This window comes from Clostridium zhoujianii (assembly GCF_051590805.1).
In the GTDB taxonomy this organism is placed as follows: Bacteria; Bacillota; Clostridia; order Clostridiales; family Clostridiaceae; genus Clostridium.
In genome coordinates this window covers 124,079-147,951 of sequence record NZ_JBPUTF010000001.1, presented here as the reverse complement: position 1 = coordinate 147,951, position 23,873 = coordinate 124,079, and the positions used below count along the sequence as shown (strand labels likewise).

General features: G+C 30.6%; 19 protein-coding genes. 5 read left to right on the top strand and 14 right to left on the bottom strand.

Going from position 1 to position 23,873, the window contains the following annotated elements; translation table 11 throughout:
• The first annotated feature begins 38 nt into the window (after positions 1-38).
• On the top strand, positions 39-1,154 hold the full coding sequence (locus tag ACSYT2_RS00750) for an aminopeptidase (protein WP_438382804.1): 1,116 nt from the start codon (positions 39-41) through the stop codon (positions 1,152-1,154).
• Positions 1,155-1,502: 348 nt separating this feature from the next.
• On the top strand, positions 1,503-3,002 hold the full coding sequence (gene spoVB / locus ACSYT2_RS00745) for a stage V sporulation protein B (protein WP_430857452.1): 1,500 nt from the start codon (positions 1,503-1,505) through the stop codon (positions 3,000-3,002).
• A 65-nt stretch (positions 3,003-3,067) separates the two neighbouring features.
• On the opposite strand, the gene ACSYT2_RS00740 is transcribed toward spoVB, so the two are convergent.
• From ACSYT2_RS00740 to ACSYT2_RS00720, 5 genes are all read right to left on the bottom strand, one after another.
• Positions 3,068-4,678 carry a putative polysaccharide biosynthesis protein gene (locus ACSYT2_RS00740; RefSeq protein ID WP_430857453.1) on the bottom strand — a complete coding sequence of 537 codons (1,611 nt, stop codon included), beginning with the start codon at positions 4,676-4,678 and terminating at the stop codon, positions 3,068-3,070.
• A 14-nt stretch (positions 4,679-4,692) separates the two neighbouring features.
• Complete coding sequence (locus ACSYT2_RS00735; RefSeq protein WP_430857454.1) at positions 4,693-5,658, bottom strand: RluA family pseudouridine synthase; 966 nt, start codon at positions 5,656-5,658, stop codon at positions 4,693-4,695.
• Between the two features lie 67 nt (positions 5,659-5,725).
• A complete protein-coding gene (locus tag ACSYT2_RS00730; RefSeq protein WP_438382803.1) occupies positions 5,726-6,913 on the bottom strand; it encodes a M20 metallopeptidase family protein in 1,188 nt (395 codons plus the stop codon).
• Between the two features lie 24 nt (positions 6,914-6,937).
• A complete protein-coding gene (locus ACSYT2_RS00725; RefSeq protein ID WP_438382801.1) occupies positions 6,938-8,911 on the bottom strand; it encodes a cell division protein FtsA in 1,974 nt (657 codons plus the stop codon).
• A gap of 667 nt (positions 8,912-9,578) precedes the next feature.
• Positions 9,579-11,585: an ATP-dependent helicase gene (locus ACSYT2_RS00720; RefSeq protein WP_438382799.1), complete on the bottom strand. Its 2,007-nt coding sequence runs from the start codon at positions 11,583-11,585 to the stop codon at positions 9,579-9,581.
• A gap of 121 nt (positions 11,586-11,706) precedes the next feature.
• Between ACSYT2_RS00720 and ACSYT2_RS00715 the strand changes: the two genes are divergently transcribed.
• Entirely contained in the window at positions 11,707-13,182 is a 1,476-nt protein-coding gene (locus ACSYT2_RS00715) for a nicotinate phosphoribosyltransferase (RefSeq protein ID WP_438382797.1), read from the top strand.
• Between the two features lie 40 nt (positions 13,183-13,222).
• On the opposite strand, the gene ACSYT2_RS00710 is transcribed toward ACSYT2_RS00715, so the two are convergent.
• From ACSYT2_RS00710 to ACSYT2_RS00700, 3 genes are all read right to left on the bottom strand, one after another.
• On the bottom strand, positions 13,223-13,441 hold the full coding sequence (locus ACSYT2_RS00710) for a hypothetical protein (RefSeq protein WP_430857458.1): 219 nt from the start codon (positions 13,439-13,441) through the stop codon (positions 13,223-13,225).
• Positions 13,442-13,541: 100 nt separating this feature from the next.
• Positions 13,542-14,759, bottom strand: a complete 1,218-nt coding sequence (locus ACSYT2_RS00705; protein WP_430857459.1) for an EAL and HDOD domain-containing protein — start codon at positions 14,757-14,759, stop codon at positions 13,542-13,544.
• 142 nt (positions 14,760-14,901) lie between these two features.
• The gene (locus ACSYT2_RS00700; RefSeq protein WP_430857460.1) at positions 14,902-15,231 is read right to left on the bottom strand and encodes a hypothetical protein; all 330 of its coding nucleotides are present in this window, start codon (positions 15,229-15,231) and stop codon (positions 14,902-14,904) included.
• 453 nt (positions 15,232-15,684) lie between these two features.
• Between ACSYT2_RS00700 and perR the strand changes: the two genes are divergently transcribed.
• Both perR and ACSYT2_RS00690 read left to right on the top strand, forming a co-directional pair.
• Positions 15,685-16,095: a transcriptional regulator PerR gene (gene perR / locus ACSYT2_RS00695; protein WP_430857461.1), complete on the top strand. Its 411-nt coding sequence runs from the start codon at positions 15,685-15,687 to the stop codon at positions 16,093-16,095.
• A gap of 90 nt (positions 16,096-16,185) precedes the next feature.
• On the top strand, positions 16,186-17,109 hold the full coding sequence (locus ACSYT2_RS00690; protein WP_430857462.1) for a hypothetical protein: 924 nt from the start codon (positions 16,186-16,188) through the stop codon (positions 17,107-17,109).
• Between the two features lie 147 nt (positions 17,110-17,256).
• Here the strand turns inward: ACSYT2_RS00690 and ACSYT2_RS00685 are convergent, their stop codons facing one another.
• The 6 genes from ACSYT2_RS00685 to lonB all read right to left on the bottom strand — a co-directional run bounded on the left by ACSYT2_RS00685 (position 17,257) and on the right by lonB (position 23,838).
• Positions 17,257-17,919: a hypothetical protein gene (locus ACSYT2_RS00685; protein ID WP_438382794.1), complete on the bottom strand. Its 663-nt coding sequence runs from the start codon at positions 17,917-17,919 to the stop codon at positions 17,257-17,259.
• Positions 17,920-18,032: 113 nt separating this feature from the next.
• On the bottom strand, positions 18,033-18,317 hold the full coding sequence (locus ACSYT2_RS00680) for a hypothetical protein (protein WP_438382793.1): 285 nt from the start codon (positions 18,315-18,317) through the stop codon (positions 18,033-18,035).
• A gap of 39 nt (positions 18,318-18,356) precedes the next feature.
• Entirely contained in the window at positions 18,357-18,845 is a 489-nt protein-coding gene (locus ACSYT2_RS00675) for a hypothetical protein (protein WP_430857465.1), read from the bottom strand.
• A gap of 295 nt (positions 18,846-19,140) precedes the next feature.
• On the bottom strand, positions 19,141-19,734 hold the full coding sequence (yihA, locus tag ACSYT2_RS00670; RefSeq protein WP_430857466.1) for a ribosome biogenesis GTP-binding protein YihA/YsxC: 594 nt from the start codon (positions 19,732-19,734) through the stop codon (positions 19,141-19,143).
• The gene (lon, locus tag ACSYT2_RS00665; RefSeq protein WP_430857467.1) at positions 19,724-22,051 is read right to left on the bottom strand and encodes an endopeptidase La; all 2,328 of its coding nucleotides are present in this window, start codon (positions 22,049-22,051) and stop codon (positions 19,724-19,726) included. Before lon ends, yihA begins: the two co-directional genes overlap by 11 nt.
• Before the next feature lie 116 nt (positions 22,052-22,167).
• The gene (gene lonB / locus ACSYT2_RS00660; protein WP_438382792.1) at positions 22,168-23,838 is read right to left on the bottom strand and encodes an ATP-dependent protease LonB; all 1,671 of its coding nucleotides are present in this window, start codon (positions 23,836-23,838) and stop codon (positions 22,168-22,170) included.
• Positions 23,839-23,873 lie beyond the last annotated feature (35 nt).

The following is a 23,873-nucleotide window of genomic DNA, read 5'->3' as shown; positions in this document are numbered from 1 at the left end:
CTATACTAATAGATAATTATTATTAAAGGAGGAAAATAATGAAAGACATAAGATTTTCTCAATTAGCAAAAAATTTAATAAACTATTCTTGTAACTTAAAAGAAGGCGAAAAGGTACTAATCGAAGGAATAGGTGATTGCGTTCCTCTAGTAAAAGAATTGGTAAAAGAGGCATATAAAACAAAGGCTATCCCTCTTGTTACTTTAAAAAATAAAGAAGTTGATAGAGAGCTGTTAATGCACGCTACTCAAGAACAATTAGAATTAATGGCAAAATATGAATCCGATAGAATGAATGATATGGATGCCTATATAGGAATTAGAGCTGGTGAAAATTCAGCTGAAACCTCTGATGTTCCATCAGAACAACTTTCGCTTTATAGCAAATATTTTGCAAATCCTGTCCATGGAGAAATTAGAGTTCCTAAAACTAGATGGGTTGTATTAAGATACCCTAACCACTCAATGGCTCAATCTGCTAATATGAGTACTGAAGCTTTTGAAGATTACTACTTCAACGTATGTAACCTAGACTACTCAAAGATGTCTAAAGCAATGGATAACTTAGTAGATCTAATGAATAGAACTGATAAGGTAAGGCTTACAGCTGAAGGTACAGATTTAACTTTCTCTATAAAGGATATTCCTGCAATTAAATGTGCTGGGGAAGCAAATATTCCAGATGGAGAAGTTTACTCAGCCCCTATTAAAAATTCTGTAAATGGTACAATTACATATAATACACCATCCCTTCGTGAAGGCTTCACTTATGAAAATATTAGGCTTACATTTAAAGATGGAAAAATAATCGAGGCTACTGCTAATGATACAGAAAGAATAAATAAAGTATTTGATATAGATGAAGGTGCAAGATACGTCGGTGAATTTGCAATTGGAGTTAACCCTTACATATTAGAACCTATGAAAGACACTCTATTTGACGAAAAAATTACTGGTTCAATCCACTTCACTCCCGGTGCATCATACGATGATGCCTTCAATGGAAATAAATCTGCACTACACTGGGACTTAGTACTTATCCAAAGACCAGAATACGGCGGTGGAGAAATATACTTTGATGATGTTTTAATAAGAAAAGATGGAATTTTTGTACTTGATGAACTTAAGTGCTTAAACCCTGACAACCTTATATAAAGCAACCATACTTTTATCACTGACGAACTAACTATATATGTTATTTAAACTAAAACAAGGACTCTCATATGTCTTGTCAGGTCTACTAGCTCTTCGAGATGTAGCCTTCCAAGAAATATGAGAGTCCTTGTTCTTATTTTATAAATCTCTTAATAGTTATTATAAACTATGATAATATAACTGAAAAAATATCTTGGATTAATTGAATGGAGCCTGGCCTTTTGATAAGGGATTAGTATTTCCTCTAAAGATACTGTAACCTAATATTTATTTTACTTATTTTAAAACTGTTATATTTGATGACTTTTTTGAATATGATTTATTGATATTTAAAGGAGTGAATAAGCTTTGGAGAAAGACAATTTTTTTAGAAATTCATTTTTACTAACAGCCTCAAATATTACTACAGGAATATTAGGATTTATCTTTTCCATATACCTTTCTCACGTACTTGGACCTGAAGGCATGGGATTATACAACTTAGTTATGCCAATATATAATCTTTTTATTTGCATGATGTCAGCTGGAATATCTGCCTCAATTTCAAAATTATCTGCCGTATACGCTGAGAAAAATGAAAATGGAAACCTCATTAAAACCATTAATACAGTTGCCATATTTAATATTGCATGGGCGGTACTAATAGGAGTCCTTGTATTTATATTTGCACCTGCTATAGGTCAGTATGGAATTAATGATATGAGAACTGTAGATGCTATAAGGATAACTTGTCCTGCGATGATCTTTATTGCTCTATCTAATATCCTTAAAGGATACTTTTGGGGAACATCAAAAATAACAGTACCTTCTGTAATAGATATTTTTGAAAAGGCTTTAAGAGTGGTTATAGTAGCTCTATTAATTTATTTGTTCGCTACAAAAGAATTGACAGGACTAGTTACCCTATGTTATATCGCCTTATGCTTAGGAGAACTACAAAGTCTAGTTCTACTATATATTTATTATAGGCGTTGCCTAAATAAGATGCCGAAGACATATGAAAAAACAGAACGAAGATCTCAATTACTTTTCAATGTACTAATTATATGCCTACCATTAACAATGAATGGATTTTTAAGTAACATATTTAATACTTTATCCACCTTAGTTATCCCACGTTGTTTAGTGTCTGCTGGCTTTTCTCATATAGAGGCCTTAGGAATGATAGGTAAGTTTACAGGAATGGCAATGATGATTATCGGTATGCCTTTGATTGTCATTAGCTCAATAAATACCCTACTAATTCCAGATTTATCTCAAAGTATGAGTAAAGGTAATTATTACGATGCTGCAGTTCGTATACGGAAAGTTATTAAAATTGCTTTTGTTCTTGGGTTGGCCACTACAACTATTTGTTTACTAATTCCAGATGCCCTTGGAGAAATGTTCTATAAAAGAACAGATTTAGGGGACTACATTAAATATGCTGGCTTATCTGCCCCAGTATTTTTTACTTCTGTCACAATGTTTGGTATATTAAATGGAATTAATAAACAAGGTATAATCTTAAGGAATTCAATTATTATTGCTATACTAGAATTAATCGGACTATATATATTTACATCAATACCAAGTATAAATATATATGGTTATGTAATCACCCTTTTCCTTACTTCAGTGGTAAGCGTTGTGCTAAATCTTTATGAGGTCAATAAACATATGGATTTAAATATTTCTACTACAAATATTTTTATCTATATTTTACTTGGAGTTTTAACTTATTTAGCTTTAAACATATTTATTCAAAAAGTTCTATCTCCACTAAACTTTTTTACTAGTTTAATCATTATAATTATTACTTTCGGAATTTTTATATTCTGGGGTACTCTTGGCGAGGTAGAAGATTAATTAGTATCTAATTACAATAAAAAGAGCCTGTATCAAAAAACATTATTTTGATACAGGCTCTTTTATTATTTGAGTTTCTTCCTCATAAATCTAGGCATTACCCTCATGATTTTAGGGGAAATAGTCTCAATATCTCTCTTTCTTATTCCACCCATTACTATCATTAAATATAGGTATACAAAACTACCTACTGAGACCATAATTATTGTTAATGGAATAGATGTTAATCTGGATGGCTCTACAAACCTATATAAGAACTCTAGAGGTAACTTTAATAAATAAATTACAATTCCCATAGCTGATGAAGCTAGTACTGGCTTAATAATTAGCTTAAACACTGATAACCTCATCTTCATTGTAGAACAAATTTTCCTATGATTCAATACTGCAGGTATTAAATGCCAGAAGCAATTTCCAATTAAAACTCCGTAAACATTAATATCAGCAATACCTACAAATATATAATTCAATACTATCTTAAATAATATTCCAATGCAAAATGTACCTAAAATATAATATAACTTATTAATACTCTGTAAGACTACACTTTGTATTTGAGTCATAGCCATAAGTACTAGAATAAACGATCCTAAAGTCATTATCCGCGCACCGTTATCATTACCATAAATACTGAAGTAAACTAAGTTACTAAGCATACCTAGCCCTACTGCTGCTGGTATTGCTATTGCGAAAGTTAGCCTAAAAGCATAACTAATCTTCTTCTTAACTTCTTTTTTTTCGTTTAGTACAACAGATCTTGATATTGCTGGTAACACAGTGGTTCCAATTGCTGTAATAATTATAAGAGGTACTCCATATAACGTCTTATATCTACCTAAAAAACTATATAGAATATTCCCTTCTGTTTCAGAGAATCCTGCAAAGGTTAGTCTGCTCATAACATTTACCATATCAACTAATCCACCAAAGTTTTGTAAACCTGCACTGATTGTGATTGGTACTGAATACATTATAATCTTCCTTAATATCTTCTTATCACTTGCTTTCCTTCTAGCTGAAGGATGCTCCATAGCCTCTTCCATATATCTCTTTTTATCATAAGAATAAATAAGATAGAAACATGCAAACATTGCCCCTACTGATGTACCTATTTGACCTCCAGCACTACCTAAGGGCAAACTAATTTGTCTAAGAATAAATGCAAATAGTAAGCTAATCACAACATTTAAAATTTGCTCTAAAATTTGAGATATAGCTATTGAAGTCATATTACCCTTACCCTGCATATATCCTCTATAAGTAGCTAGTATGGATGTTATTAATACGCATGGTCCTAAGGCTATAATACCGTATGCCATACTAGTATGACCTGAAATATTACCTATTGGAAATGCTAATAGCATCATTAATAAGCCTAGCACACCTCCCATTATCATATAGAACTTTCTTGATAATTGAAGGGCTCTAATAGCTCCTTTTGGATTTTCTAATGCTGTAAGTTCAGTTACAACCTTTGCAACAGCAGGTTGTGCTCCCATACAAGTTATTGCATATACAAATACAAAGACTTCTGTGCTTTGTTGATATATCCCATAGCCTTCATCTCCTAAAATTCCTATTAGCATAGGAACATAGAAGACAGATAATACCTTTGCTATAATACCAGCTATAGAAAGGATAAACATTCCTCTTACTGCTGAAGACTCTTCTCTCATATTAATCCCCTATCTTATATTGAAAATTTAAAAACATCCTGCTTTATCTTTTTAAATATTGGTGGTAGAGCTTGTGCTATTGTCTTATTCTTAAGATAATCTAGCTTTCCTCCTACTGCTCTAAATACAAGTTTATACGCATATAAATATTGATATTCTAAGCCAAACTTACTATTAAAGAATGAATTAAGCTTATTATCACCATACTTAGTATCACCTATTACTGGATTACCTAAATGTGCTAAATGAGCTCTTATTTGATGGCTTCTTCCTGTAATTAGATCTATTTCTAAAAAAGAAAAAGCTCCGTTACTTTGAATATTCTTAACCTTCATTGATATTTTCTTTGAATTAGGTACTGGTGTATCATAAATTTTAGATATATTTGCATCTTCATTCTTTAAGATATACCCTTCATATAAACCATCTTTAATTTTTCCTTTTACCAATGTGTTATAGTACTTTTCAACTTCATTTTCTCTAATTGCTTCGTTTAACATCTTTAGAGCCTCGAAGTTCTTTCCAAAAATAACCATACCAGATGTATTTCTATCTAATCTGTTACATGAGGCTGGTGTAAAAGTAACTTCATTTTCAGGAACATAATCCCCTTTTGCATTTAAATATGATAATACATAATCTGTTAGTGTAGCTTCTTTTTTATTGCTATCAGGATGAACTAATACCCCTGGCCATTTTTCAACTACAACCATATTTTCATCTTCAAAACATATCTTAAGTCCACTTGTATCAACTTTGATAAAGTTTTCTTTTTTCTCTGTTTTACTACTAATATATCTTATTTCAACTACGTCTCCCTCTTGTAGTGAGTACTTTTCTTTTTGTTTCTTACCATTAACTCTAACATCACCTTTTCTTAAGGCCTTAAATATAGCGCTTAATGGTACATCTTTTAGAAGCTTTCTTAAAAATTTATCAAGTCTTTGCCCTGCTTCATTAGATCCTATTTCTATCTTCAAAATATAATCAACTCCTAGTCTTATCCTATTGTTTACTAAATCCCCATTATATTAGATTAATATTAAATCACAATATTGTCAAATAATCAAAAACTATGCCACATTGTAGGGCCACTCCTAATGGTATAGCATCCTCATCTATATTAAAATAACTACTATGTGCCTGTTTATCTGTATTCTTTGCCTTATTACCTGTTCCTAAAAAATAAAATACAGATGGTCTTTCATTAGCGAAATATGCAAAACTCTCTACTCCCATACTAGGATTTTTTTGTTCTACTACATTTTTTTCTCCTAATATATCTTTTCCAACTCTTTTCATTCTATCAACCATTTCGTCATCATTAAAAAGACAAGGATAGCTTTCTTCTATAAAAACTTCTGCCTTTCCCCTTAAAGTCTCACAAGTTCCCTTTGATATTTCCACTACTCTCTTTACAACATACTCACGATCTTCCTTTGTAGTTGTTCTTATAATCCCTGATATATTAACTTCTTCTGGTATTATATTTTGAGCTGTACCACCATGAATACTTCCTACTGTTATAACTGCTGGATTAAGGGATGGTACTTCTCTACTAACAATAGTTTGTAATGCCATTATTAAATTAGCAGACATAACTATTGGATCTACTGTTGTACTTGGTGCTGCCCCATGTCCACCTACACCTTTTATTTTCACCTTAAATGGATTAGATGCTGCATTTACCATTCCTTTTTTAATTCTGATTTTCCCACACTCCAAATCCTCTGTAACATGTAACCCTGCTACCACATCAACTCTTGGACTATCAAGAACTCCTTCCTTTATCATTATCGGAGCACCACCTGTAGTTTCTTCTGCTGGTTCAAATAGTAATTTTACATTTCCACTAAATAACTTTCTATTATCGTTTAATATTCTAGCTACCCCTAGCAGTATTGTTGTATGTGCATCGTGACCACAGGCATGCATCTTACCTGGAACCTTAGAAGAATATGAGCATAGATTTTTCTCTTGTATTGGTAAAGCATCCATATCAGCTCTAAGGGCTATTGTTCTTTGAGTATTTCCATTTCCTTCGCCTTTTATCATTCCATATACACCAGTACCTGCTACTGAAACATATGGTATACCTTCTTTTGTTAAAAATCTCTTTATTATCTCTGATGTTCTCTTTTCTTCAAAGCCAAGCTCTGGATGTTCATGTATATCTCGCCTTATTGCAATAAGTTCATCCTTAATATTTTCTGCCTCTTTAAGAAAAGTAATCATTAAATACCTCCAACTAAAATTAAATTAATTCCAAAATACCTCTATTTGGTCTCCCTCATTTAATTTATCTGTGTAGGCTACTTCTTTACCATTTAATAATGTTCGTATATTCCCCTTTGCTGAGGTTAAGTCAAAATCTATATAGTTAAAAATATCAACAAACATATAAGAAGATTTGCCATGTAATTGTACCTTTTCTTTATTTACTACTACATTTATTGTGATTCCACTTTCTTCTTTAGTTTCTTCAACTTTTATTTCTTCTATATATTTAGTATAGAGTTTATCTCCTTCTAATAGTATATAATCATCAGATAATTTAATATTATCCTTAAATAAAACTACTTTTTCTTCCATTATATATTTCTTGAACCTTAGTATATCATTTGGTATAAATACCTCAATATCATCACCATTTTTTATATTACTGGTTATCTTTTTTTCTTTTCCATTTATGATACATATAGGTTCTAAATTAACTATTTCATCGTCTACAAAAATACTTATGGAATTTACATCTTTTATTATCTCACTTAATTTAGGTGATGCATCCTTACCATTTTGTGCATAAGTAACTTTAATTTCATCTCCGGCCTTAACTTCTGTTTCAATATCAGACTTCTTTTTATTTATACTTATTCTTGCATTCTTTCCTAATTCACCAAATACCAACCTCTTATTTCCATTAATGGTGAATCGTATACTCTTCCCATTTTTCCCCATAAGAAGTGCAGGATTTATTCCAGCTTGAAGTAGTACATCCATTACTGTATGTTTATGTGAATTAAATAAACTTATTGGTTCATCATTTAACTTTACATCAATAAAATCATTACCTAACTTTTTTATAGCACTTAAAGCTATTCCAAGTACCGTTACCCCTGCTGAACCTAATCCATTATCAGAGATACATTCAGGAACAGATTTTCTATCTTTTATTGCTATTCTTTGAGCAGGTATATTTAATCTATCTGCTATTTCCTCTAAAATACCTGGTGTATGTGCTCCTCCCCCAACTAAAAATACAGCTGAAGGTGACTTACCACCATTTATTTCAATAATTTTATTAGATATTGCTTCTGCAATTTTACTTACTATTGGCTTTATAAGTTTTTTTATATTTCCAGATGAAATAGTATTTTCTAACGCTAATACATCTGTATATGTAATTTCTTCACAAGTTGATACTTGACGCTTTATACTTTCAGCAGAATTAAAATCCACCAAATATTCCTGGGCTATAAGCTCTGTAACCTCATCCCCAGCCATAGGTACCATTCCATAGGATGATATTGTTTCCTTTGAACTTATCGCGATATCAGATGTTCCTGCTCCAATATCAACAAGAGCTATATTTAATAATCTTAAATTTTGTGGCACAGCTGCTTCAATAGCTGCTATAGGCTCTAATGTTAAATTGATAACCTTTAAATTTACCTTATTCATCACTGAATACAATGAATCTATTACTGATCTTGGTAAAAAAGTTGCTATAACATCCGCTCCAATCTTTTCTCCTTTGTGACCTAGTAAATTAGATATTATATAAGAATTCAAATAGTATCCCTTAACAGAATACCCAACACAATAAAGTTTTCCATCTGTACTCTTATTAATTTCACTTTCAGCTTTTTTAACTGCACTTAACTCAAGAGTTCTAAGAATTTCCTTATCTACTTCCTGATCTCCGTTAAGCTCTATATCGCTTCTTGCTTCACTAGTCCTTAGAAATCTACCTGCTGCTGCAATAGATACCTCCTTTAATTGAAGGCCTATTTCCGCTTCTAAATCTTTTTTTATATCTGCTACTACTTTAGCTACTAAATTAATATCATGAATTTGACCATCTATCATAGCCCTTTCTTCATGTTCTTTATACTTTTCACATATAACTTCAAACTTCTTTTCTCTAACTACACCGACAGTTCCAATTATTGAACGTGTTCCTATATCTAAAGAAAATATCATATCCTTTGGATTAAAAGTATTGATTTCCATACTAACCTCATCCTCTATAAATTCTGTTTAAAGGCTATATATAAAAGAAAATAATGGACCAACTTTTCTTTCACTGGTTCATTATTTTTCTCAAATATACATTATATTCAAAAGAATATAAGCCTAATATAAATTATATAATATTACCAATTAACATTCAACAAAAGTCCTATTTTAATACTATTAATAGATTATTGTCTAATAACACCTTCGCTTATAATTTTCTTGTAATTTTATCATCATATTTTATTATAACTTCATTCCAATTAATACTCATAACCTATCCCTCCCAAATTCTCTATAATTAAAATTAATAATATTTATCCCCATATAATTGTATATCCTTACAATTATATCAAATTAACCCTATATTATTTATTGTAAAGCGTATTTTATGGTATAATATTACTATATTTCATTATAAATACAAAATGAGTGTTAATCGTGACTAATTTTTATTCAAGTATCCCTTATATTTGTTCTACAATAATAATAATTCTCTCGGCCTATCCACTTATTTATTTTAGTCTAAGTAAAAAAAAATACACTAAGGCTGAAGAAATAGCAATAAAAAAGTATAAGAAAATTCTTCCTATTGTAATTATATTAGCAACATTAAATATTTTAATTAGAATTTTTTTGAGACTCTAAAATATTCTACTTTTTACTATTTTAATACTATTAATAGATTATTCTCTAATAGAACCTTGGCTGAAAACTTTCTTGTAATTTTATCATCAAATTTAATTCTAACTTCATCACCATTTACACTAGTAATTTTTCCATCTCCAAAGGCTCTATGGTGAACTTCTGTATCTAATAAAAGTCCATGGGATACCTTATTTTCTTCCCTAAAGCCACCCTCTATTATAAACCTTGAAGGATCCTTAAACTTTCCTTTTCTAGTTCTAGGTACAAAGAGATATAAGTTATCTATAGCTCTAGTTATCCCAACATAGAATAGTCTTCTTTCCTCTTCTAGATTCTCTTCCTTACTTGATGAATGTGGAATAGTGTCTTCATTACAGTTTATCAAAAATACATTTTTAAATTCCATTCCCTTAACACCATGTATTGTACTTAATAAAACTCTATCTTCCCCTTTACCCTTTTTACTCTCTTCCATTTTCTTACCAACATCATCTACATGTTCAAAAAACATTGGAATACTCTTAAATACTGATGCTGAAGATTTAAATTCTTCTAATATTTCCCCTAAGTCTTCTATGCTACTATTAAACTTCTCAGCATAGGACTTTAAATAATCAATATATCCTAAATCCATAATTATGTACTGTACTGCGCTACTTAAAGAAGATTTACTTAAGAAATTAAAGTCCTTCTTAAGCTCATCTAGCTTCTTCTTTTGAAATGGTGGCGTATCACTTTTGTTAATCAATATATCAAAAGGATTTATATCCTCTCTATATTCACGTAAATATGCTATATTGCTCTTACTTATATATCTAAAAGGCTTATTTATTATATTAATAAAAGCTTCCCTATCATGAGGGTACTGGGCTAATGATAAATATGCCAAAAGATCTCTACATATAAAATGATTAAAGAAATTGTATTCTTTATCTAGCATTGTAAAAGGTATCTTATTTCTTATAAATGTGTCTACAATACTCATTGACTCCATATTAGTTCTATACAGAACTATATTATCTCTATAAGAATACTCTCCACTTTTCTCTAAATCCTTAATATATTTAACTATTTCATCCCCTTGCAGTCTCTCATCATAAGGTGATGAACAATATATAATTCCATCCTTATTCTTATTCCATAAAATCTCCTTTTTATTTCTCTCTGTATTAAATGAAATAACTTTTTTAGATGCTTCAATAATATTTTTATTACTTCTATAATTTTTAGATAGATAATACTTCTTCCCACCTTTATATATCTTATCAAATATAACCATATACTCCGGCTTAGATCCTCTAAATGAATAAATGCATTGATCTTCATCACCAACTGCAAATAAAGAGTTATCCCCCTCAATATTCATCATCCTTAAGAAATCTACCTGCAATTGATCACAGTCTTGAAACTCATCTACTAAAATATATCTAAATAAATTCCTATATCCTTCTCTAACCCTAGGATTTTCAGTAAATAATTCTAGTACCTGTAAGGCTAAATCATCAAAATCCCAAAGAGCCTTTTCTTCCTTGTACTTAGAATAATGCTCATAACACTCTATAAAAATATCCTTTGAAAAAGATGGTGTAAATTCATTTAAACTCATTCTTGATGTTTTAAATAAGGAAATATTAGTTATTGCTTCCTTAACCTTATCTTCATTTATCTCATCAAAATATTTCCTTAATACCCCTTCTATTATTTTATTAGTAATAAAACCATCAATAATATTAATTGCTTTACCTTCTCTTAAAAGTATCTTATAAAATAATCCGTGGAATGTACCAAAAAAGGGAGCTCTATTTTTATTAAAAGTATCAATATATCTATTTTTCATATTTCCTGCTGCAGCCTTCGTAAATGTCAGTACAATTATATTACTTTCTCTCACTTTAAGTTTTTCAACTAAATACTTTATCCTATTTATAATAACAGTTGTTTTTCCTGATCCAGGGGCTGCAACTACAAGCACATTTCTCTCTTTAGCTTCTACTGCTTTTATTTGATATTTATCTAACTTCATTACTATTCCTCCCCTCAGATACTTATTCTTGACAAAAAGTACTAACAAATATCTATATTGTAATAATTATCTGCTAGAGGTACAATAGGGACAAGGCATTTTTTTTAAAAAGGAGATTACAATGAAAGAAAATAACTCATTTGATGTAAGAAGTGATAGAAATTTAACAATGCTAGTAGACTTTTATGAATTGACTATGGGCAATGGATATTTTAATAAAGGATTAGAAAATAAGATTGCCTATTTTGATATGTTCTTTAGAAGAGTCCCAGATGGCGGTGGATACTGTATAATGTCTGGAGTAGAACAACTCATTGAATATTTAAGAACTTTGAAATTCACTGAAAATGATATAAATTACCTAAGACAAAAAGAAATATTCTCAGAAGACTTTTTAGATTATCTAAAGAATTTTGAGTTCTGCTGTGACGTATGGGCTGTTCCAGAAGGAAATCCTGTATTTCCAAATGAACCATTAGTTACTGTAAGAGGACCTGTAGTTCAGGCACAGTTTATAGAAACTATGATTCTTTTAACAATAAACCACCAAACTCTAATAGCTACTAAAGCTAATAGAATTTGTAGAGCTGCAAATGGAAGATCAGTAATGGAATTTGGTTCAAGACGTGCCCAAGGATATGATGGTGCAATATACGGTGCCAGAGCAGCCATTGTAGGTGGTTGTAGCTCTACCGCTTGTACTATATCAGATCAAATGTTTGACATTCCTGCTATAGGTACAATGGCTCACAGTTGGGTTCAATTATTTGACACTGAATATGATGCCTTTAAAACTTGGACTGAAATATATCCAGATAATTGCGTTTTATTAATAGATACATATAATGTTATCAAATCTGGTATACCAAATGCTATAAAGGTCTTTGATGAAATACTGAGGCCAATGGGTAAAAGACCATCTGGTGTAAGAATTGACTCAGGAGACATAACTTATTTAACAAAGCGTTGCAGAAAGATGTTAGATGAAGCTGGATATCCTGATTGTAAGATTATCATCTCAAATTCCTTAGATGAATATATTATAAGAGACGTATTAGAGCAAGGTGCTGCAATTGATTCCTTTGGTGTTGGCGAAAGACTAATTACAGCTAAATCTGAACCTGTTTTTGGTGGTGTCTATAAGCTTTCTGCTATAGAAGATAATGGACGTATTATTCCAAAGATTAAAATTAGTGAAAATGACGAAAAGATAACTAATCCAGGCTTTAAGAAGGTAGTTAGAATATTTGACAAGGACTCACATATGGCCATTGCTGATTTACTAACTCTTCATGATGAAGAAATAGATGAAAATCAAGTATTGGAATTATTTGATCCTGTCCACACTTGGAAGAAGAAGAAGATTACAAATTACTATACTAGGGATTTATTAATTCCTATATTTGAAAAAGGACAACAAGTATATGAAAGTCCTACAGTATTGGAAATAAAGGAATTTGCACAAAAAGAAACTGAAAAATTATGGCCTGAGGTATTAAGATTTGAAAATCCTCACAATTACTATGTAGATCTTTCAGATAGATTATGGTCATTAAAACAAGATCTTCTTCATAAATATAGTAGTAGCTACAAATAGTGAAAAAGGATTAGCCTAGGCTAATCCTTTTAATAATTTCTTAAAAATTTGATGTTTCTTCAGCGAATTCTAATTCAAAGACTTTATCTTGCGAATATGCAAAATCCTCACTTACAATATCTTTAAACTTAATCTTACTCTCTGACAGATACTCTTTAAAAGGGCAATTATCTTCCTTTAGATCCATCCTGTTCATTGGACATTCGCTATAACACTCTACTTTTGATTTAGTTGTTGACCAAAACGGACATTTACTCATATAATCTCACCTCTGTAAACGACAACACATTAATATGCCACTATTATATTACAACTCTTCGGAAAATGAAAGGATTTTTGTATATATCTTCAATAATTAATTAAATATCTCCTATTAACTTGTTTGCCCACCCAATTGAATCTAAATACATGTCCATTAATAAACGCTTATCTATATCTAGTTTTTCTGAATAATATTCGATTCCTTCAAGATTCATGGATTCATAATCTTGCACTAATCTTAATATATACGAAAGCTCGTTTTCATTTCCTAATAAAGCTTGCTTTACTTCTTCATCTACTGGTATATCTAACAATATATCTTTCATGCTTCTTTGTATGAATTTATCTAAGTCAGAAAATAATCCAACCATAAAGGCTAATGATTGCTTTCCTTCATTCACCTTTGATCCTATTAATTCGCAAAATCTTCCCCTAATTATAGTGCTACTTGTCACTTCTTCATCATTATCACTTTGCATTTCACTAATAACAACTACAGATAACCACTTCTTAAGTTCTCTTTGGCCTAAAAGCATTATTCCTTGCCTTATTGAAGTTATCTTCTGAACAAAGCTAAAGACAGCAGAATTTAAAAATTTCATAAGTTTGTAGCTTATTGATACATCTGATTTTATTATTGCCTCAATTTTATCCATATCAAATTCATCATTTAATAATTCAATCATTATATTTAGGCAACTAGTATTTCTTATAGGTATATCTTTTCCTAAAATCATTATAGGCTTACTGAAATAAAATCCTTGGAAGTATGAATATCCATTATCTAAAGCTTCTTTATAATTATCCTCATCTTCAATTTTCTCAGCAAGTAAAAATCCATTAGGATTGATTTCTCTAATGTCCCTAATAATCGAAGATCTCTCTTCCTTAGTTGTATTCATAAAATCAACTTTATATAAGTCTATTAAATCCCCATATTCTCTATACTTATAATTATAAATCACATCATCTAATGCAATAGTATAGCCCTTTTGTTTTAACTCAGTAAGATTAGCCTTAACCTCTTTAGTTGGATTAACATTTTCTAATATTTCAATTACTATAGTTTCTTTAGCTAATAAACTTGCAATATCTTTAAGTAAAACACCTTGTGAAAAGTTTATAAAAGCTTTTTTATTATTAGTTAATTGATTTAAACCTATTGTATAGCAATTAGAAATTAATTTCATTGTTGCCTTATCTTCATCTATATCCGTGTTAAAACAGTTAGCATTAGAATTTCTAAATAATAATTCATATCCTATAACTTTATGCTTTTTATTATATATTGCTTGTCTTGCTAAAAAAATATCCATAATAAAGCCTCTCTAATCTACTATTTCCCTTATTATATAATAAAAAACATTATTAATAAAGCATTTTTAGGTATTTTTAATATAATTTGGTAGAACATCATAACAAAATAACAAAATAAAAAAATAAAGAGTAAAATACTCTTTATTTGATGAATCCTGTATTCTTAACAACTGAAATATCAATAATTTCATTTTGGAAGGCTTTTAACAATGCTTTTTCAAGAACCATTTCTTGATCAAAGTTTTCTATATCCTTACACACTGCAAAAACTTTATTCTTTTCACCCTTAAAATTTCTATATGTCAATGTAACATTAGGCTTATCATACTCTACATTTAGTATTTTAACACCCCAAGATAACTGTGCGTAATCATCCTCAATAGTTAAGTGAGTTAGTTCCTTTAACTTTTCATTTTCTTCACTAGGATCATTTACTATTATTAGTTCTTCGCCAACTTTATATTTTGCCATGACTCTTCCTCCTTACCCTTTTTCAAAGATTGTTGTTGATTTAAGTTTAACATTACTTATAAATAAATGCAATATTATGCCACCTTGTTATATAATTGTATAATACCAAAAAAAAATATAAGAACAGTAATACTGCTCTTAAAATAAATTAAAATGAATGAACATGGATGTTGTTAATTAATTAACAACCTTGTTTATACTTTAACATACTTTGATTTTTAATACAATACTTTTTTCAAATTAATCCATTTATTCTCTATATATTTTTAATCACTTTATTCTCTCTGTATTTTAAATCATTACTTAAACCTTATATATTGCCTATTTAACCAGTATATAATCATTTTTTCTAATAACTATTATTACTTAGATATTATATTCCATAAATAACGATTGACATTAGCTAAGTAATTTTATATAATTAATTAAAATATGATAGAGAGGATATATAATATGGATACTATTACAACCATTTTTAGAGAGAAAAAATTAAAACTTACTCCTCAAAGATTAGCGGTTTATAAATATCTAATGACAACAAAAGAACATCCTTCTGCTGAACTAATATATAAGGCAATACAACCTGAATACCCTACAATGAGCTTGGCTACAGTATATAAAGCTCTTAAAACTCTTGTTGAAGTAGGTCTTGTTCAAGAAATAAATGTTGGTGAGGGTAACTTCAGATATGATGGATCTACAACAACCCACCCACATATTCAATGTGTTAATTGTAGTAAAGTAGAAGACTTAGAATCTTTCTCATTAGATCATCTAAACTCAGAAGTAAGTAAACACACAAACTTCAAAGTTTTATCAAACAAAGTATATTTCTACGGAATATGCGCAGATTGCAATAAATAAGACTACTTTATAGTGGTCTTATTTTTTTACTCTATATAAAATTATAAATCACCATTTGCCTACATATATATACTATGAGGTGATTAATAAATGAAAGTACTTTTTATAAAGAAGAAAAATATAATTTATTTCGCATTAATTATACTAACTTTACTTATATGCTATCCTTTATTTATACATTTTAAGACTACTCAAACTACAGAAACATTCACTCCTATAGATAATTCTAAAATAACTTCAATAGATCTTACTGGTGATGGAATTGATGATACATTAAAAGTTATTAATAAAAATAACAATATAGATATACAAATAACAAGTAATAATCGTAATTATTCCCTAAGTACTCTATGTGAAGATAATATTCTTTTATCAAGTACTTCTTCTTGGCCAATAAAAGTTTTTATTAGGAATTTATCAAGAAATAAAGTTCCTGAAATCATTATTCAAGGAACTAAAAATAAAACTCCTCTTCAATACATATTTAGATGGGATAATGGTAATTTCATTAAGGGTTTCTCAAGTAATAAAAATATTTTTGGAATTTTAGATTTCAATAACAATAAAACACCTCAATGCTACTCCCTTAATTCTTCCTCTGGAATATCTTCAGTTGAATCCTTTATGTTTATTGATAGGGAATATCTTAATATAACAAATGATTCTAAACCAATTCCAGATATAATCAATATTATTCAGTTAATCGATATAATTCAAAAGGATTATGAGGTGCAAGAAGTACCTAATATATTTAAAGAAGGGATTTCAGAGGCTGAACTAGGTTTACTTTGGAACCTAGACAAAGAATTTAACGTTTATAGCTTTCAAGATGGATTTTTTTATGATGATAGTATCGATAATGAAGGTAATATAACCTCCTTGAAATGGAGACTAACCTTTGAAAAATATATTAAAGATAAAGACGATTCTTCAAAATCAGAGGTTGTCTTTTATATTACTACTGAGCGGACTTCAGATATGTCATATAAGATTTCATCCCTATATATGAATTAAAATGAAAAGGCCGCATTAAAATGCGGCCTAAAAGGGGGATGGGGGGTTTTAGCTTTAATGAAGAATATCTTCATTTTGCTATAGGAGAATACTTTCTCCGGTACAGTAATATTATTGACCATTTAAAAATAAATTATACAGTTAAAGTTAAATATCTTTAAATCCGCCATTCATGTATACTTCTATCATTTTATCTACAAAATCTACTTTTGTAGGGTCAACTATGTTCCTTAAAGATCTTAGCATTTGTATGTTCTCATCATCTATATTATCTTTATCACTGATCTTAGCCTCTTTCTTCTTACTCTTATGACTTTTACTAGTGCGTATTTCATTATTTTCTTCAATCTTACTATCATCATTTTCATTATATTTCCCTAAATCAAAATTAAAGTCATTTAGATTAGTGTTCATATCATTTACATTTGTATTCATATTCCCTTGACCAGAATTAATATCATTCATACCACCATTCATATTTATAGGATTATTATTCATATTGTTTCTAATATTATTCATAGCTCCCATTATATTATTAAAATTGAAACCATTATTTCCAGCATTATTTCCATTCATTTGTTGATTCATTTGTTGGTTCATATGCTGATTCATTGAATTTAAATCAAAACCATCTCTATTCATAGACTGTAACATATTGCCTAATCCGCCCATATCCATATTGCCACCTAACATTGCTAAGAGTTGCTGAGGATTTATGCCGAAAGGATTATTATTCATATGTCCAGGGCCTTGGTTTCTTCTCATATTTCTATTTTCATCCGATCTATCTCTACGTCTACGTTTTGACACAATTAATCCTCCTAATCGAGCTTGTTTATGATATTATATGTATTAATTATATATTTGGTTATCTTTTTTAAACAAAATTTTTGGAGGGCATATCTGCCCTCCATTCAACTTTACTACCAACCACAACTATTGCCGCAATTATTTCCATCGCTGCTCCAGCCATAAAGTAAGAATAGTAATATTATTAATATTGAATTAGTGTTTAACAATCCTGCACCACATGCTATTAACCAGAATATTATAGCTTCCCAGCCTCCACAAAAGCCGCCTCCACCAAATAATCCACCGTTGTTATTTCCACCACTAAAGCAGCAGCAATCATTGCAGCAGCAATCATTGCAGCAGCAACTATCACAGCATGAACAACAATTGTCTCTACGCTTCTTTCTCTTTGACATACCTATCGCTCCCTTCTGATTAGTCAGCTAGCATTCCTACTAACAGCCACAGATTCCATTACCAAAACCGCCACAATTTCCACCGCAGTTTCCAAAACCATCACCTGAGCAAATAAATAGAAGTACTAATAAGAATAACCACCATGATCCACCAAAGAATGAATTGTTTCCTCCATTGTTATTTCCTCCGCAGCAGCAAGGTTCACAACAAGGTTCACAGCAACAGCTCATCTTCTTTTTCTTCTTTCCACCACTACAACAGCAACAGCAATTATTACCCATGTTTCCTCTGCCGCCACCAAATCCACCGAATCCGCCGCAACCACCGTTACCGCCAAATCCGAAGAAGAAGAATAGTAGTATTATCCATATCCATGATCCACCGAATCCGCCGAATCCGCCACAGTTACCGAATCCACCACAATTACCGATTCCACTGCAATTATTGTTACAACCACAATTATTACTATTGTTGCGGCTATCATCATTATTACAGTTTAACCCATTAATAATATCATTGATTTCCATATTGTTTCCTCCCTTAGGATTTATATTTGATTTTTATACTATATACTATTCCTTCCCTATTTATTTGACACTAATATTTGATTTTTTAGTGAAATCCTTGCAGATAAAATCTTATTACAAATAAATTTAGAGAATTCAGTAGATATACAGCTTTATAATCCTAATATATGATTCCCAAGCTGAACTAGTTACCTTATATATTGACTATTTAATCAAAATTCTTTATAAAAAATTCCTTATAAAATAAAAAAGGTATATCAAAATAAAACTATTTTGATATACCTTTATATGCAATCTATTCTTCTGATGTTAAATCACCAAATAAATTATCTATTAATTGATCTCTTCCTTTTTTATTAAGTGATGAGAAGAAATACAATTTATCATCTGATGTCAATTTAAGAGTATCTTTAATTAACTTTTCGCTCTTTCTTAGCTCATTATTTGATAATTTATCGCTTTTTGTCGCTACTACAATAACATCATATCCATAATGTTTAATCCATTCATGCATTGTGATGTCATCAGCAGTAGGTTTATGTCTTGAATCTACAAGAAGTACTACCCTTTTAAGCTCTTCTCTATCTGTTAGATAAGTTTCTATAGTTTTACCCCAGCTTTCTTGCTCCTTCTTAGAAACCTTTGCATATCCATAACCTGGTAAGTCTACAAGATGAAAATCATTATTTATTAAAAAGAAATTTATAAGTCTTGTCTTCCCTGGTGTTTGACTCACCTTTGCTAAGGCTTTTCTATTAGTTATTGCATTTATAATAGAACTCTTACCTACATTAGATCTTCCTACGAAGGCAATTTCAACTCTATTATCAACTGGATACTGTGATTTCTTAACTGCTGATATAATAAATTCACTTTGTTTAATTATCATTAGTATCATCTCCAATTATCGCATTATTTAATACGGTACCTACCTCTTCAGCAATTATAATATTTAGCTTGCTTCTAATGGAAGTTGGTATATCTTCTATATCTTTCTCATTTTCTTTAGGTATTATTATTGTATCAACACCTGCTCTATGTGCTGCTAGTGACTTTTCTTTAAGCCCTCCTATAGGTAGCACCCTACCAGTTAAAGTAACTTCTCCTGTCATAGCAACATTTCCTCTGACTTTTCTATTTGATAAAGCTGAAACTAAGGCTGTTACCATAGTAACCCCTGCTGAAGGGCCATCCTTAGGTACTGCTCCTTCTGGTACATGAATATGAATATCTTTATTTTTATAAAAGTCATCTTTTATTCCATACTTACTTGCATTAGCTCTTACATAAGTATAAGCTGCCTTTGCTGATTCTTGCATTACATCCCCTAATTGTCCCGTCAACTGTAGTTTCCCTGTACCCTTCATAACCATAGCTTCCACTGGTAGAGTATCTCCACCATAAGCAGTCCAAGCCATTCCAGTTACTACTCCTATCTTGTCCTCATTTTTGATTTTATCAAAAGTATACTTTCTATGTCCTAGTAGTTCTTGTACTGTTTCTTCACTAATTGACTTATTTTCTTTATCTTTTTTAAGCATATCTGCAATAGCTTTTCTAATTAGTTTTCCTAAAGTTCTCTCAAGTGTTCTAACACCAGATTCTCTAGTATACCCATCTATTACTTCATTAATAGCCTCATCACTAATTTCTATCTTATTATCTTTTAGGTTATACTCTTTATACAACTTAGGAATCAGATGATTCTTAGCTATATTGAACTTTTCTTCATAAGTATATCCAGATACCTCAACAATCTCCATTCTATCTAAAAGAGGTCTAGGTATAGTATCTAAACTATTTGCAGTCGTTAAGAATAATACCTTTGAAAGGTCTATTGGTAACTCAATGAAATTATCTCTAAAGCTTTTATTTTGTTCACTATCTAGAACCTCAAGTAAAGCATCAGCTGGATTACCTTTATAATCTGAACTTAACTTATCTATTTCATCTAATAGTATTAATGGATTCATAGATTTAGCTTCCTTTAATCCATAAACTAGTCTTCCTGGTATAGCAGCTACATAAGTTCTTCTATGTCCCCTTATTTCTGCTTCATCTCTAACTCCACCTAAAGACATTCTTACATACTTTCTATTTATAGCCTTTGCTATAGACTTAGCTATAGATGTCTTCCCTACTCCAGGAGGTCCTACAAGACAAAGAATTGGTCCCTTTAATGTTCCACTCATTTTCTTTACAGCAAGATACTCAAGAATTCTTTCCTTAACATCTTCTAAGCCATAGTGTTCTTCATTAAGTACTAATTCTGCCTTAGTAATATCTAATCTTTCCTTAGTATTCTTTCCCCAAGGAATATCAAGTAACCAGTCTAAGTAGGTTTGTACAGTATTTCCTTCACTTGATGATATACTCATACTTTTTAATCTACCTAATTCATATAAAGCTTTTTCTTTTACTTCCTTAGGTAATTTTGTTGTATTAATTTTTTCTTCAAAGTTCTTAATTACTTTCTTTTCTTCGTCGTCTTCACCAAGTTCCTCTTGGATGAACTTAAGTTGCTCTCTTAAATAGAATTCCTTTTGTGAATCGTCCACGCTCTTCTTTATTTTTGTAGCAAGTTTCTTTTGAACTTTTATTACCTTTATCTCTTTTTCTATACTTATTATAAGTATTTCAATTCTCTTCTTTATATTTAAAGTTTCAAGAAGCTCTTGCTTTTTCTCCTCAGATATAGGGATATAACTGGAAACCATATCTACAAATACAGTTACATCTTCTTCCCTTTTCACGCTATCTACCATTTCCGGAGTACTTTCTCCAGCTTGCTTTATAAACTTAAGAAAAGTCTTCTTTAATGTTGCAAAGTAACCATCAATTTCTTCACTTTCATTTTCTTCTTCTTCAATTTCCTCTACTGAAGCTTCAAAATATCTATCATTCTCAAGATATTCCTTTACTCTCCCTCTAGTTTGCCCTTCTACCAATACCCTCATCGTATCTCCAGGCAACTTTATTATTTGTTTTATCTTACAAATTGTACCTATATTGCATATATCAGAGTTCTCTGGTACCTCAGTTTCAGGATCTTTTTGTGATACCAAGAAAATTTCTTCATTATTTAACATTGCTTTCTCTATTGCCGCAATAGATTTTTCTCTTCCTGCATCAAAATGTAATACCATATTAGGGAAAATAGTTAACCCTCTTAAAGGAATCAAAGGAAGTGTAATATATTTACTCATATTTTGTCCTCCCTCCACATAAAATTATTTAGACCTATTTAGTATACACATAATAGATATTTTTTTCAATAATTAACATGGAAAAGGTGTTTGCTTACCTAGCAAACACCTTTTCCCTAGTTTTCTCCACTTGCTGATAATATATTATAATCTTCCTCACTTATATTAACTACTGTTTCATCATTATTAAATATAATATTAAATACTTGGCTTATACTTTCTACAGCACATATCTCTATATCATTAATATCTAATAAACTATCACTCCAATTATCCTTTGGAATAATAACTTTTCTAACTCCAGCCTTCTTAGCACCTAGTATCTTTGCTTTAACCCCACCAATTGCCTTAACTCCACCTAGCAGTCCTATCTCTCCTGTCATTGCAATATGATTATCTATTTTGCATTTTTTTATAGCACTATATATTACCGTAGCTATTGCTATCCCTGCTGAGGGACCATCTACTGGGATTCCCCCTGGTATATTTACATGTATATCATACTTGTTACACTCAAGGTCATATATATTGTTTAATACAGTTATTACATTTTCTACTGATGCACTTGCCGTACTCTTTCTTTTTATCTCCCTATTATTGTTGGATATACTCTCCTCTTCTACTATCCCAGAAACTCTTAATTTCCCAGGTCTATTAAAAACCCTTTTTACCGATGTCTCTATCTGCATTGTTATCCCAAGATTAGCTCCATATACTGCTAGCCCATTAACAACCCCTACTTGAGGAATACTAGGAATCTTATCCTCCATCCTCTTTGTATATTGGCCATTTTCTATTACCCATTCTATATCCTTAACTGTTATATTATTTCTCTTATCATTTACCGCAATTCCCGCACATAATTGTATTAAATTAACAACTTCTCTACCATTATTACAAAAATCCCCTAAAAGCTGTTCTCCCTCTCTATCTATTACTAAGTCTACCTTACATGCAGCATCTTTACCTATTTGAATTATTTCATCTGGTAATAGTGCTCTAAAGAATATCTCAACACATCTAGATCTTATAGCAGGCAAAATCTCCTCTGGACTTCTTGTAGTAGCTCCTATCAACCTAAAATCTGCAGGTAAACCATTATCAAAAATCTCCTTTATGTAATCCGGCATATTAGGATCCTCAGAACTATAGTACGAACTGTCCAAAAATACCTTCCTATCCTCTAATACCTTTAATAACTTATTTAATTGTATTGGATGTAACTCTCCAATCTCATCTATAAATAGAATCCCTCCATGGGCCTTTGTTACTGCCCCTGCTTTAGGTTGAGGTATACCTGCAACTCCTAGAGCCCCTGCTCCTTGATATATTGGGTCATGAACAGACCCAATCAATGGATCAGCAATTCCTCTTTCATCAAATCTTAATGTTGTTGCATCAATTTCAATAAACTTTGCTTCTTTATTAAATGGGGATCTGTTATTTTTCTTTGCCTCCTCTAAAACTAATCTAGCTGCTGCTGTCTTCCCTACCCCTGGAGGACCATATATTATAACATGTTGTGGATTAGGTCCACACAAAGCTGCTTTTAATGCCATTATTCCTTTCTCTTGTCCTATTACTTCATTAAAATTAATAGGTCTACTTTTTTCTGTTAATGGAATAGTTAAATTTATACTTCTCATTTTACATAACTTATCCATTTCTTTTCTATTTTCTTTGTCTATTACTACCTTCCTACTATTTATACTTTTATTACTAGTATAGATGTAATAGATTAATAACCCCATTAATACTACCTGTAATACAACTAATAATTCTGCCATAACCATTCCCTCCAAATGTTGTGATTTTTATCTGT